Below are 13,791 nucleotides of genomic sequence, written 5' to 3'. Positions count from 1 at the left end.
CGTGTGTCTATACGGGAGACGGATATTCTCAAAGCAATGCGAGAATCCCAATCCTTGAGGGTTGGGAGTAGGTCAAAGAAAGTTCTCAAGGATCCGTGTCAGTTCCCTTAGAGATGATATTTCAAAATCGTGTTGCTTCCCTGTTCCATTATTTTCACCCTGACGATTTAGCCAGACAGATTTTACGCCAGCCTGCTTGGCACCGATGATGTCATTTTGAAAAGAATCACCGACATGTAGTAACTGGCGTTTTGCACACCCGGCACGTTCAATAGCAATTTCAAAAAGTGCTGGATCGGGTTTTTGAATGTCGTGCTCCTGAGCGAACACCACGAATTGGAAGTAGCCTGCCAACCCACAACGTTCCGGATAGGTGTTGCCGTTGGACAGAAGCCCCATCGTATAATGCCCTTGCAGTGCATCCAGTATGGGTACCACATCGTCGAAGATCAGGATATCCTCAAATCGATGTTTTAGGTATAGCGCATGGAGGTGAGCGGCGAGATCGTCATCAGAATTTTCGATAAATTGAAGTGTTCGCTTGAACGCTTCGAGCCGAATTGCTTCGTGCGTTAGACCTCTGCTTTTTTGTTCTTCTGCGACTTGATTCCGAATAGCAATTAATGTGTCGACGGAGAGGGAGTCAGGAGCGGCAGGAACGAGGCGGCGGAGTTCAGCCAACGCACATCCCAGCGCGTGACGCATCACACCTTCGAAATCCCACAGCGTACCATCTGCGTCAAATGAAATGGTTGTGATCTTATCCACTGTCCAGCCATCTCCTTAACATCTTTGCTTGCTCAACCCTTCCGAACTTCAAATAGGCTTGGTACTCGTATTCTAACGATAGGACCGGTATAAGGAATCCTGCAATCTCTACCATTTGCCTATAACGTGCCGGATCTACAATCTCCTCCCAGACACCATCTGCTCCCCATTTCTGGATGTCGCCCATAATCTCCACCTCAATGCCATCAATTTGCAATGCACCAAAGTGGGATTTAATCCGCTCTGTAGCGGAAAACTCGACCTTCCTGATCACTACATCTGAGAACCTGCGTTCAATTTCATAGGCACCCGCTTTGTCGGTTTGGATGTCAATATCGTTGGGTTGAACGGGGATCCCCTGAAGTGCGAACCCAAAACTCCCTGTGACCACCCAATTCACATCTGTGTTGAACAACCGTGCATGAATCTGGCGAAGGACGTTTAGGTAGACGGGATCAATCATCTTTTTTTTCGCTTTAGTATTTATCGTCTCCATAATTCTGGGGCGAACAAAACCAAGACTGTGTACAGTTCTAGCCGTCCCAGTAACATGCAGAGAGAAAGAATAAATTTTCCGAGTGTGGGGATATGCGCGTAATTGTCAATCGGACCAACAGATCCCAGCCCGGGACCTATATTACCCATCGTTGCAATAGTAGCAGCAGCAGCACTAATCAGATCCAATCCCAAGGTCGCCATGATGCAGGTAACGATTGCGAAGATACCAATGAATAAGAAGAAAAAGCCGAGAATGTGTGCCATTACCTCTTGCGGAACAACCCGGTCGCCCAGCTTAACGGGGAGCACTGCGTGTGGGAGTATAAGCCGCTTAATTTCGACATAGCCCTGTTTGATAAGTAGGAGAAGACGGACGTGTTTCATCCCGCCGCCTGTCGATCCCGCACATCCACCGAAAAACATCAGGATAACCAATATAAATTGCGATAAGGCGGGCCACAACTCAAAGTCGAAGGTGCCGTAGCCAGTCGTTGTGATGATTGATACGACTTGAAAGGAGGCATAGCGCAAGGCTGTTCCAAACGACTCGAACACAATCTGTTCACCAACTCTTGCGGTCATCGTGTTCCAGACAATCAAACCTATACACAGAGACAGCGTCAAGCCGTAGAAACGGAACTCCGGGTCTCGGACGTAGCCGTTGAAATCACCACGTAAGGCACGGTAGTGCAAAGAAAAGTTTGTTCCGGCAATGAACATAAAGACGATAATAACAACATCGAAGTAGACATTGTTGTATTGACCGATGCTCAAATTTTGGGTTGAAAAACCGCCGGTTGCCATTGTCCCGAAGGTGTGACAAAGGGCATCAAACCAAGTCATTCCACCGAGCCGGAGCAGTAGCATTTCGACAGCAGAGATAAGGACATAAACACCCCAAAGCAGTTTTGCAGTCTGCGCGATGCGGGGGGTTAGACGGTCTTTTTGGGGACCGGGCACCTCTGCTCGATAAAGCTGCATCCCACCCACTCCTAACATCGGTAGGATTGCTAAAGCAAGTACAACAATACCCATGCCGCCCAACCAATGTGTCAGGCTGCGCCAGAACAGGATAGCATGGGTCAGATGCTCGATTTCAGTGAGAACGGTTGCTCCTGTCGTCGTGAAGCCGGACATCGCTTCAAAATAGCAGAACGAGAATTCAACCAACCCATTCCTGCCGGCTTCTGCAAATACACGATCGAAAAGATAGGGAAGCGATCCAAACAGCGCTGTAACTGCCCAGCCTAACGAGACAACTGCGACTCCTTCTTTGTTACCAAGTCCTTGATTCGATTTGGTTGTAAGACGGAGTACCAATCCTACAATGAGTGTGATGCAAAAAGAGAGGATAAATGCTTGCAGGTCAGATCCGCCCTCCGTTGTCCTCTGGTAAAAGGCAATAAGCAACGGACACAGCATTGCCGCAGAGAGACAAATCAACAAGTTACCGAGTGTATATAGGACTAATTTTAGGTTCACGGTATCATGGGATGGTTCATTTTCTTTTCCTGCCGAGGAAACGCTTAGTTTGGGGTTCCACAAAGAGCTTTTCAACAACGGGAATAGAATCAGGCATGGTGAAGATAATCACGCGGTCTCCTGCTTGGACCACGCTTTGTCCGGTAGGGATAAGCACCCGATTCTGTCGCACAATAGCACCTATCAATACATCTTCTGGTAGCATTCCGCCGAGGTGTTGGATCTCGTTGTAGGTAATTTGTGAATTGGGTCCCGCGACCAGCTCGATCACCTCAGCATCAATCTCACGTAGGGTTGCTGCTGAGACAATCTGTCCCCGTCGGACGAGACGGAGGATGTTGCTGACCACTGTCAGATGGCGACTTACGGCAGCATCGAGGGTTGGAATATTTTCCAAGATTGGCAGGTAACGTGGTTGTTGAACGAGGGCAAGTACACGAGTCGCGCCGTGCTGCTTCGCGGTGACACAAGCCATCACATCATTTTCATCATCACCCGTTACAGAAACGAATCCGTCTACCCCGTCAACGCCAGCCTCTTCTAAGAAGCCGGGGTTAAGGTAGTCCCCATGTAAAACGGTGGTTTTTCTCAGAATCGTCGATGCAGCTTCGGCCTTCTTCCGATCAGATTCAATCATTTTCACCTGTGTGCCGTTCTGCTCAAGGGCTTGTGCAAGGGATATCCCAATCCGTTCGGCACCAACAATGATAACACGATGGATTTTTTGATTTAATGAAACTCCCGAAAGTTCAAGCAGCTTCGAGGTTGATTCGCGACTGCCGATGACAAAGACCTCATCGCCTTCGCCAATGAAGTCCAGACCTTTGGGAACGATCGTCGTTCCATCGTTGCGCTTAATTGCCGTAACGCGTAAATCGGAGGGGATGCCGTGATCTGCTAGACGACTGAAGGGTGTGCCTCGAAGTGGGTTGGTGGGCTTTACCTGAAAAGCAACTAACTGTACCTTGCCATCTTCAAATTCGACAATTTCACGGGCTTCTGGGATATTCAGTAGGCGAAAGAATTCCTCCGCACACAGTTGTTCAGGATTAATCAGCAGATTGATTCCGATATCCTTCGGGGATAAATCCATTTCGTTGGCGAAGTAATCGGGATCAGATACACGTGCGACCTTTGTCTTGACACCGTGTCGCGAGGCAATCACGCACGCCAGCATATTGATTTCGTCGGAGTTTGTTACCGCCATCAGCAGCTCTGCTTCTTTAATCCCAGCTTCTACTAATAGGGATGGTGAAGCCCCAGATCCTTCAAGCGTTATTAGATCTAACTGCTCTTGAATACGCTGGCAAGCCTCCTTCGATTGATCGATGAGGATGACGTCGTTATTGTCTTCTACTAAGAGTTTAGCTGTATGAAATCCAACTTCCCCCGCGCCGATAATAATTGCTTTCATTGGTTCATTAGTTGATTGGATGATTAGTTCATTAATGAACTTTTGAACTAAGAGTCAAGGTTAATAAGAGTCGATTGGTGGACAGGCACAAATAAGGTTTCGATCCCCCTGAACTTCGTTAATTCGTGCGACGGGGGGCCAATACTTGCGTTCGCGGATCCACGGTGCAGGAAAAGCCGCTTTTTCTCGAGAATACCCGTGAACCCACTCGGTCTGTGTAACGTGCACCGCGGTATGGGGCGCATTTTTGAGGACATTGTCGGAACGATCAGCTTGACCGTCCTCAATTTCGGCGATTTCTTTCCGGATAGAGATCATCGCTTCACAGAAGCGATCTATCTCAGCCTTCGATTCACTTTCGGTCGGTTCAATCATCATCGTTTCCATAACCGGAAACGATACAGTAGGTGCGTGGAAACCGTAGTCCATCAACCGTTTAGCAACATCACCTGCTCCGACGCCAGTAGTTTTCTTGAAGTCACGGAGATCAATGATACACTCGTGCGCGACAAGGTCCTTGCTTCCTTTGTAAAGTACCGAATAGGAAGGTTCTAAGCGTTTGGCAATGTAATTCGCGTTCAAAATTGCGATTTCCGTTGCATGCTTGAGCCCCATCGCCCCCATCATTGAAATGTACCCCCAAGAGATTGGAAGAATGCTCGGACTACCCCAAGGTGCAGCTGAAACTGGACCAATCCCATCTTTCCCACTAACCGGAACAACTGGATGGGTTGGAAGAAAGGGGACAAGATGTGCTTTAACACCAATCGGTCCCATTCCGGGTCCGCCTCCGCCGTGCGGGATGCAGAAGGTCTTATGCAGATTCAGGTGGCAGACATCTGGACCAAAATCTCCCGGACGACATATTCCGACCATCGCGTTCATATTTGCACCATCCATGTAGACCTGCCCTCCGTGCTGATGAACGATCTCGCAAATCTCCCGAATCTGTTCCTCAAATACCCCATGGGTCGAAGGATAGGTAATCATTGCAGCTGCAAGCTCGTGGCTGTGCTGTTCTGCCTTTGCTCGAAGGTCCGGCAGGTCAACATTTCCTTCATCATCACAGTCAACCACTACCACCCGCATACCCACCATCACCGCGCTGGCAGGATTCGTGCCGTGTGCAGACCGCGGAATTAGGCAAACATCCCGATGCTTATCACCATGATACTGATGGTATTTGCGTATGACTAGAAGCCCCGCATACTCTCCTTGCGAGCCGGCGTTCGGTTGCAAGGAGATGCCGGGAAATCCTGTCAATTCTCCCAACCACGCTTCAAGTTGCTGAAAAAGAATTCGGTATCCCCTTGTCTGTTCAAGGGGTGCAAACGGATGAGGTTGGCTGAACTCGGGCCAGGTGACTGCAAGCATTTCGGCGGTAGCGTTTAATTTCATCGTGCAAGATCCGAGCGGAATCATCGATGTGATCAGAGATAGATCTTTCTCCTGCAGCTTGTGGATGTACCGCAGCATCTCTGTTTCAGAGTGATAAGTGTTGAAGACTGGATGGGTGAGATAAGCACTTTTCCGTTGCAATGACTCAGCAATTTCCGATTGCGCTCGAAGGGCTAAACCTTCGACTGCAAAAGGAAGAGGATTCCCTAATGCGAAGATATCAAGGAGATCCCGGACCTCCTCAATTGTTGTTGTCTCATTTAGTGAAATCCCAACGCGGGAGTGATTGAAAACGCGGAAGTTAATCCGATGTTTGTCAGCAATGGTTAAGAGATCATCGGGAGTAGGAGCACTCGCCGGCTGTTGCTTAGTTTCGACATTACGGACGTAACTCGATTCCTTTAGTAAATTCAGATCGACGCTGAATGTATCAAAGTAACAGCTATCGTCAAGCACATATCCCAATCGCCTCAATCCTTCACGGAGAACACCTGTGAGCAGATGTACGCGCTCCGCAATTCGGCGAAGCCCATCGGGACCGTGATAGACTGCATACATGCCTGCCACTACTGCCAAGAGCACCTGTGCCGTACAGATATTGCTAGTCGCCTGTTCTCTGCGGATATGCTGTTCCCGCGTTTGGAGCGCGAGACGGATTGCAGGCTGCCCTTCGACATCCTGAGAAAGTCCTGCAATTCTCCCCGGCATTCTACGCTTCAACTCCTCTCGCGTTGAAAGGAAAGCGGCATGGGGACCGCCATATCCAATTGGCACTCCAAACCGTTGGGTGGATCCAACCGCAATATCAGCATTGAATTCGCCGGGAGATTTCAAAAGGGTGAGGCTCAAAAGGTCAGTGGCAACCACTAATAATCCATCAGCATCATGAATTTTTTTAGCGAAATTACTATAGTCATAAACTGTACCATCGCTCGCCGGATACTGGACGAGTGCCCCCAAAAGGGGCTCGTCAAACACAGCAGTCCAATGATCTCCAATTACCAATTCAATCCCTAGCGGTTCTGCGCGGGTCTTCAAAACCCCGATTGTTTGGGGATGACAAGTCTCCGACACAAAAAACGTTTTGCTAGTACCGCGCTTACTAGCGGCAAGGCACATTCCCATCGCTTCAGCCGCTGCTGTACTTTCGTCTAGTAACGAGGCATTGGCAATCGGCAGTCCGGTCAGATCAACAATCATCGTCTGAAAGTTCAATAGGGCTTCAAGCCGCCCTTGTGCAATCTCAGCCTGATACGGAGTATATGCAGTATACCATCCGGGGTTTTCAAGGATGTTTCTCTGGATGACAGGCGGCGTAATGCAGTTGTAATAGCCCATTCCGATAAACGACCGTGAGACCTGATTCTGGGCTGCGATGTGCCTCAAGTCAGCGAGCATTTCAGACTCTGTCTGGGGCTTACCGAGATTTAGCGGCTGATAGTAACGGATGCTTGCCGGTAGAGCGTCTTCAATCAGTTCATCAAACGACGCATATCCAACCTTTTCTAGCATCAACTCAATGTCTTCCAAACGGGGACCGACATGGCGGTCAACAAAAGTGTCTGCAAAATTGAGGGATTGAAGCGGTTTATTCATTTTCCTCTGTTTCGATCATTGCTTGGTATTCACTTGCGGACATGAGTGCCTCCAATTCGCCTGAGTTGCTCATACGGATTTTAATCATCCAACCGGCATCGTAAGGGGTTTCATTTACTAACTCCGGTGCATCTTCAAGTTCTTCATTGATTTCAACAACTTCACCACTAACTGGGGCATTGAGATCAAACGCTGCTTTAACGGATTCAATGACCCCAAACGCTTTGTGCTGCTCAAGAATTGTTCCCACCTCTGGTAGCTCAACGTAGACAACATCTTGGATCTCTGCTTGTGCGTAGTCGCTGACACCAACGTCAGCGATGTCGCCTTCACGTCTCGCCCATTCGTGGCTTTTCATGTACTTTAGATCTGCCGGAAACATCTGAATTTCTCTCCTAAATCGGTGCTTGATAAAACGGCGTTCTAACTACCTTTGCGGGATGACATCTCCCACGGATTTCAATTTCAATTTTGGTGTTAATCTTGCTTATTTCAATGGGAAGGTAAGCAAGACCGATATTATATTTCAGGCTGGGTGCGGGCGCACCACTCGTGACTTCCCCGATGCGCCGATCTTTATGATAAACTGCGTGGTGCGCTCGTGCAATGCTGCGATCCAGCATTTGAAAACCCATCAACCGGCGTTTAATTCCTTCGTCATCTTGCCGAATCAGAGCCTCTCGACCAATAAGATCGCCCTTATCGAAGGCTACTGTCCATCGTAATCCGGCTTCCAACGGCGTTGTCGTCTCATCAATATCGTTGCCATACAGACACAATCGCGCCTCTAGTCGAAGGGTGTCCCTTGCACCAAGTCCGATCGGCTTTCCACCGATAGCATCTGTTGCGTCATAAACAGCAGTCCATAAATCCGCGCTACGCTTGGCTTCGACATAAAGTTCAAAACCAATCTCTCCGGTGTAGCCTGTCCGTGAGATAACGGTTGGAATTCCAGCAACATCTCCCTCGGCAAACCGATAATAATCCACCGTTGCTATGTTGACATCGGTCAGCGTTTGAAGGCACTGAGGGGCATTTCGTCCTTGCAGCGCAACGAGAGCAGTTTCGTCGCTCCGGTTTTCGATTTCTACCCGCTTTTCATTGTGCGTGTGTATCCACTCCAAATCCTTTTCGATATTTGAGGCATTGACAACAAGCATATACCGGTCGGCTGCGAAACGGTAGACGAGCAGGTCATCTATAATTCCACCGGTTTCGGTGCACATCGGTGTATAGAGTACCTGTCCATCAACCAATTTGGCGGCATCGTTGGTAATCAACTTTTGGATCAGCGATAGGGATTCGGGACCTCGGATTTCGATTTCCCCCATGTGCGAGACATCAAATATCCCTACATTCGATCTGATGGTCAGGTGCTCGTCAATGATGCTGCTATATTGCATAGGCATCTCCCATCCACCAAATTCAACCAACCTTGCACCAAGTTCTTTGTGAATATGATAGAGGGGAGTGCGCTTGAGTTTTTCTGTCACGTTTGGTTTTACATCAACCCATAAATCCGAGCCAAATTATCTCCAAAAATCAGCGCTTCGGCATCGTCTCCCAATTCAAGGCGACGAATGGCGTTGATGACTTGGATCGGACGATATTCGGGTGTATTGGATCCGAAAACAATCTGTTCAGGACCTACCTCATCAACCGCTTTCTTAACCTCGGTGGGAACGACTTGGTCCGGATCTGTGCCCCAACGTCGATGAAAGCGAAGGATTGTTGTGCCTAAAGAGATGTTGGGGTTCGCTTTTGCAGCTTCGATTCCAGCATCAAGGTCATCGGGAAATCCCATATGATCCATAATAACAGGAGCTTCAGGAATCCAGCTTGCGACGTTGCCGATGCGTGTAGGGTGGCAATTTGCAGGTCCTGAATGGATTGAAACAATTAATCCATTGTCTCGCGCTGCCTCGGCGACCGGCTTGACAATCTCATCATCAACATTATACCCGTGAACCGCTGGCATCAGCTTGATGCCTTTCATACCCCACTCAGTTGCAGCTTTCCGGACCTGTCCAACGGGGTCATCTTCGGTGGGGTGGATGAGCGCACAACCGAGGGCACGCGAATTGTCTTTTATCGCCTCACCTAGTTCTTGATTGTTCGGTTCAGGCTGGGTGTTGGGCATGATGACGGCAACATCCATGTCCGCTTCATCTTCAAGGACCAACAGTTTCTCTAAATCCAATTGCCCGTTCTCATCGCGGAACGAGTCGTTCAAATAGGCTTCAAAATCTCCTCGCATGGTTAATCTCCTTTTGAGTGTGTAAAACGTGAAAGGTGACTACTTGTTTGCCACTTACAGATTAATTTGATGTGCTTGTTTATTAGGCAATTTTTAATTATTTTGTCCCACTAATCGTCCTTGCAGCCATATGTGCCTGCTTCCTGCAGCCTTACTGTTCCCTAACAATAATTCCACCGGTTTGGGTTGAACCAACCGCAGGGGCGTTCGCTTCCAAGTAGTCTCGATAGATGTCATAGGCGGTTTTTGCCTCTGACTCAGTTTCATAGCGTAAGACAAATGCGGTCATCGTGTCGATCCAGTCGGTAGAAGATTTTTTGTGTAGATATGTAGCAGAGCACCCGGTTACGCTTGGGCTGAATTCTAGCAAACCTTTGGGCAGGAAACGGTGGATTTTCTTCAAGGTCGCGCCGGAGGGGAAGTATTTCTCGCTGTGAGGCACCCGGTTCTCTGAAGGAAGAAGGGTCAGAAGGTGTGGTGGTGTCAATGGATCTTTGATCTGGTCAGCAGTTGCTTTAGCAAGTTCAACCATGCCCTGTTTAATCTGACTTGCCAATTCGTAGCCCTCAATTTTTATGAAGTATCTGCCTTTCCAGAAATTAAGTTCTCGCCCAGAAATGATTGCTCTGCTGCCGACCCATTCAAATTCATCCTGTGGATAGCGATCGCGACTATAGACACCGAACGCGTTCTCTGGAGTCCCCATGTCGAAAACCTCTAAAAGAATAAACGGCTGAGATCCGAGTCGGGGGGTTTGATACTCGACAGAAACTCCTTCGACAAAGCCGTAGCTGTGATATAATTCGGGGTTGCCACCGATCACATTTTTGTACAAATCTTTCCCAACATCAACGCTCGGTTTTGCGGCTCTGACCCAGTGGGTTGCCTCTCCACTTCCAGGCAATAAATCCATCGGTTTTTCGGTTGTGATTTGGGAGAGTAAATCACCTTGAAGAACCCCTTGTGTCGGCGCTTGGTGGATTTCACGCGAAAGATTTTCTGCTGCTTTAGTGGTTCGCGCTTTCCAAACGCCATAGATATACTGACCACTCTGGCTCACAGCCGTGTAATTGCCTTGCTCCGTCTGACACGAAGTAAACAGTAGCATCCAAGATGCATAAACGATCCAAAGATACTGCCGCCATTGACGAGAAATCCGAAAGCGTGGAGTGTCAAACGTGAAACGTGATTCGTGATAAGTCACAGTCCTATGGTCTCACAAGTGCTGTTCCGAGTTCCGCTTTGCGAGAATCCCCAGAATCGGGACATTCTCGGCGTAGCCGCAACAAGCATCCATCAGCCTACCATTGTTCAGCAAGCGTACTGTAGAAATCATCGACTAATTCATCAATGAGTCGTTTTTGTGCCTCTTCCCGCGTTTCGGGTGGTTCCCCTAGCCCTTGAACAACATAGAAATCGTGAATTTGAACATAATTATCTCTACGATCGATGATTTTGTTCTCTTTCCGATCCCTAAATTCATACTCAATCTCTAAACTCATACGAAATTGCTCAGGTCGATTATTCGCATCATAACGCCAGGGTTCGAGATGGTAATCCAAGATAATTATATCAAGCTGTGAATCATTTCCATCGCGCCACTTTTGGTTAAACCGGTCAGTGAACGCTTGTCGAATTACTTCATCGTGTGGATTACCGGCGGAATCAAACGTGAAATCTGGATCCTGAATCTCAATCGGTGAAATTGTAATTGTTTTGATATGATTCAGATAGTCTGAAGTTGACACATAACCGCACCCCGAAACGACAAAGATGAGGATTAAGACACCTAGCGAAAGCACACTACGTAGCATAGCAGCGAATCTTCCGAAAGTTCGCATGGTGGACGAAAAAAAGAGAGGAAGTTTCATTCCCAACCTCCGGAGAGAATATTTGCCGTATCTATTGGATTGGATAAGGAAGGAGTGGACTATTCTAAACCGAATCCTAGTATCACGGATCTAGCAATCCACTTCGCTTGGTGGATTAGCCATTCTCGACGGGTCACAGCGAGAACAAAAACAACTCCCAGAAGAACCAGAACAAATGTTAACAGATAAGCCAACCATCTCTGATCGAGGAGATCCCGTTCTCTGTTAATTATTCCTCTCGTCCTCCGGTTGGGGTACTTGGCTTGCACTTGAGACCCCCCCAAACGTTACAATTAATTGGTGAGATGTGAGTGGTTTCTCACATCTCACACTATGGATGGTGTTTCGCCCAATAGGACAACTGCTCACCCATTGAGCAATCGCTGCACTGTACTAAAATCTACCTTTGGGGATTCTTGGTGGACGGCGATCTCGTGAATCGCTGTTGCGGTTGTTACGAGAATTGCGGCCATCACGTGGTCCTCTGTTTGGTCGTTTATCTCGTGGACGTGAATCCGGCCGATCTCGCGCTTCCCCTCGCTCTGACGAAGTAGCAGCCTCAGTTACGGGGTTGCTTGCAAGCGTCAGGTCAACACGTCCTTGGTCATCAATCTCAATGACACGCACAGCCACCTCATCACCAATGTTCATTACATCTTCAACCTGTCGGACGTATCCATCTCCCATTTGAGAGATATGAAGCAATCCGTCTTGGCCGGGGATAATCTCAATAAAAGCACCAAATCCTGTTATACGGGTAACTTTTCCGGCGTATTCTTTGCCGACTTCAGGAATTGCAGTAATGGAGAGAATCATCTCTTCGGCTTTGTTAGCAGCTTCAGCATTGAAAGATGAAAGTTCGACCCTCCCATCGTCCTCAATGTCGATTGTCACACCGGTTTCTTCCTGAATAGCCTGAACGGTTTTGCCGCGTGGACCAATCAAGTCTTTGATCTTAGATGGCGAAATGTTGATCTCATAGATACGCGGCGCGTACTGAGAAATCTCATCGCGTGGTTTGTCAATAACTTCATTCATCTTATCGAGTACAACCATGCGTGCATCTTTTGCTTGATGAATGGCTCTTCGCATCAAATCGGGTGTCACACCATCAATTTTGATGTCCATCTGGATAGCGGTGATGCCATCCGGCGTGCCCGCGACCTTAAAGTCCATGTCACCGAGGAAATCTTCCGTACCGAGCATATCCGTCAGGATAACCTCGCTATCGCCCTCTTTTATCAATCCAACACCAACGCCCGCCACCGGTTTTTTAATGGGCACCCCTGCATCCAATAACGCAAGGGTTGCACCACAGACGCTTGCCATGGAGGAAGACGCGTTCGATTCAAGAATCTCGGATACCGCACGAATTGTGTATCGGAACTCTTCTCGATCAGGAATAACCGGCTGAATCGCTCTCTCAGCGAGCGCACCGTGACCGATTTCTCTGCGTCCGGGCCCCATAATTCTCTTGACCTCGCCGGTGCTATATGGTGGGAAATTGTAGTGCAGGAAGAAGTATTTTCTAACCTCTCCAGTCAGGCTACGGTTCACATCTTCGTCGCCTTTGGTTCCGAGCGTTGTCACACAAAGGGCTTGGGTTTGTCCGCGTGTAAAGAGTGATGAACCGTGTACGCGAGGCAGGACACCAACTTCACCTGAAATTTCTCGAATATCCGTGACTCCTCGTCCATCAACGCGTTTTCCTTCGTTCAAGATTGATTGGCGCATCTCTTCTTTCTCGATGTCACCTAATATCGACATAGCGTCCTTTGTGACCTCGGGCTCATCATCTTCTACTTCAACATCCTCCAGAATTTCGGATAGGATATCTGCCTGTACCTGTTCGAGATAGCCTTCGCGATCCTGCTTTTGGTCCATACCAATGGACTCCCGAATCCTCTCTGTAGCGAGGTTTCGGATACGCGAATTCAGTCCTTCATCAATCTCTTTCATGTTGTACTCGCGGTTAGGTTTCCCACAAAGTGCAACTAAACCTTCCTGAAGTTTAGTGATCTCTTTAATCTCTTGGTGAGCAGCTACAATCGCATCAATCACCTCATCTTCAGGCACTTCGTGCGCCCCACCCTCGACAGACATAACTGCATCGCTTGTTCCGCTGACGAAAAATTCTAATTCACACCGTTCTAACTCTTCATAAGTTGGATTTATGCAAAATTCTCCATCTAGTCTTCCAATCGTAACGGCACCAACAGGACCGTTAAAGGGTATGTCAGAGATACTGAGTGCTGCCGATGTTCCAATGAGAGCAGGGACATCAGCGGGGTGGATCTGATCAGATGCAAGCACTGTACACATGACTTGCACTTCGACTTGGAAATCCTTAGGGAAAAGGGGGCGAATGCAATGATCAATTAGACGCGCCGTCAAGAGTTCACTTCCGCCCGGACGCGGTTCACGTCTACCATAGACGCCAGGGATGCGCCCTGCCGCATAAGATTTTTCACGATAGTCTACGGTTAACGGGAAGAAATCTAGATTTG

10 protein-coding genes and 1 pseudogene (1 of these 11 only partly in view) are annotated in these 13,791 nt (G+C 48.4%); all 11 read right to left on the bottom strand.

Annotated features, from left to right (window positions below; genetic code table 11):
• Positions 1-72: 72 nt before the first annotated feature.
• Positions 73-768 (bottom strand): HAD family hydrolase, encoded by a 696-nt coding sequence (locus J4G02_00930; GenBank protein ID MCE2393159.1) that lies wholly within the window; start codon positions 766-768, stop codon positions 73-75.
• Positions 761-1,231 carry a hypothetical protein gene (locus tag J4G02_00925; protein MCE2393158.1) on the bottom strand — a complete coding sequence of 157 codons (471 nt, stop codon included), beginning with the start codon at positions 1,229-1,231 and terminating at the stop codon, positions 761-763. Before J4G02_00925 ends, J4G02_00930 begins: the two co-directional genes overlap by 8 nt.
• Before the next feature lie 20 nt (positions 1,232-1,251).
• Positions 1,252-2,688 (bottom strand): TrkH family potassium uptake protein, encoded by a 1,437-nt coding sequence (locus J4G02_00920; protein ID MCE2393157.1) that lies wholly within the window; start codon positions 2,686-2,688, stop codon positions 1,252-1,254.
• 76 nt (positions 2,689-2,764) lie between these two features.
• Positions 2,765-4,162, bottom strand: a complete 1,398-nt coding sequence (trkA, locus tag J4G02_00915) for a Trk system potassium transporter TrkA (protein MCE2393156.1) — start codon at positions 4,160-4,162, stop codon at positions 2,765-2,767.
• Positions 4,163-4,222: 60 nt separating this feature from the next.
• Positions 4,223-7,156, bottom strand: a complete 2,934-nt coding sequence (gene gcvP / locus J4G02_00910; protein ID MCE2393155.1) for an aminomethyl-transferring glycine dehydrogenase — start codon at positions 7,154-7,156, stop codon at positions 4,223-4,225.
• Positions 7,149-7,538: a glycine cleavage system protein GcvH gene (gcvH, locus tag J4G02_00905; protein ID MCE2393154.1), complete on the bottom strand. Its 390-nt coding sequence runs from the start codon at positions 7,536-7,538 to the stop codon at positions 7,149-7,151. Before gcvH ends, gcvP begins: the two co-directional genes overlap by 8 nt.
• 13 nt (positions 7,539-7,551) lie before the next feature.
• Entirely contained in the window at positions 7,552-8,649 is a 1,098-nt protein-coding gene (gene gcvT / locus J4G02_00900) for a glycine cleavage system aminomethyltransferase GcvT (protein MCE2393153.1), read from the bottom strand.
• An 8-nt stretch (positions 8,650-8,657) separates the two neighbouring features.
• Entirely contained in the window at positions 8,658-9,413 is a 756-nt protein-coding gene (locus tag J4G02_00895) for an amidohydrolase (protein MCE2393152.1), read from the bottom strand.
• Positions 9,414-9,564: 151 nt separating this feature from the next.
• On the bottom strand, positions 9,565-10,617 hold the full coding sequence (locus tag J4G02_00890) for a hypothetical protein (protein ID MCE2393151.1): 1,053 nt from the start codon (positions 10,615-10,617) through the stop codon (positions 9,565-9,567).
• Between the two features lie 97 nt (positions 10,618-10,714).
• The gene (locus J4G02_00885; protein ID MCE2393150.1) at positions 10,715-11,284 is read right to left on the bottom strand and encodes a hypothetical protein; all 570 of its coding nucleotides are present in this window, start codon (positions 11,282-11,284) and stop codon (positions 10,715-10,717) included.
• Positions 11,285-11,677: 393 nt separating this feature from the next.
• Positions 11,678-13,791 (bottom strand): annotated as a pseudogene (gene pnp, locus J4G02_00880) (polyribonucleotide nucleotidyltransferase) (it continues 92 nt past the right edge of the window).

This window comes from Candidatus Poribacteria bacterium, assembly GCA_021295755.1.
Classification (GTDB): domain Bacteria; phylum Poribacteria; class WGA-4E; order WGA-4E; family PCPOR2b; genus PCPOR2b.
Note: the sequence above shows the minus strand (reverse complement) of the source record. Positions and strands in the feature narration are given on the sequence as shown.

Bases quoted from the DNA above. Each gene is read 5' to 3' on its own strand.
- gcvH (MCE2393154.1), bottom strand. From the start codon at position 7,538: ATGTTTCCGGCAGATCTAAAGTACATGAAAAGCCACGAATGGGCGAGA.
- J4G02_00885 (MCE2393150.1), bottom strand. From the start codon at position 11,284: ATGAAACTTCCTCTCTTTTTTTCGTCCACCATGCGAACTTTCGGAAGA.
- J4G02_00925 (MCE2393158.1), bottom strand. From the start codon at position 1,231: ATGATTGATCCCGTCTACCTAAACGTCCTTCGCCAGATTCATGCACGG.
- gcvP (MCE2393155.1), bottom strand. From the start codon at position 7,156: ATGAATAAACCGCTTCAATCCCTCAATTTTGCAGACACTTTTGTTGAC.
- trkA (MCE2393156.1), bottom strand. From the start codon at position 4,162: ATGAAAGCAATTATTATCGGCGCGGGGGAAGTTGGATTTCATACAGCT.
- J4G02_00895 (MCE2393152.1), bottom strand. From the start codon at position 9,413: ATGCGAGGAGATTTTGAAGCCTATTTGAACGACTCGTTCCGCGATGAG.
- J4G02_00920 (MCE2393157.1), bottom strand. From the start codon at position 2,688: ATGCTGTGTCCGTTGCTTATTGCCTTTTACCAGAGGACAACGGAGGGC.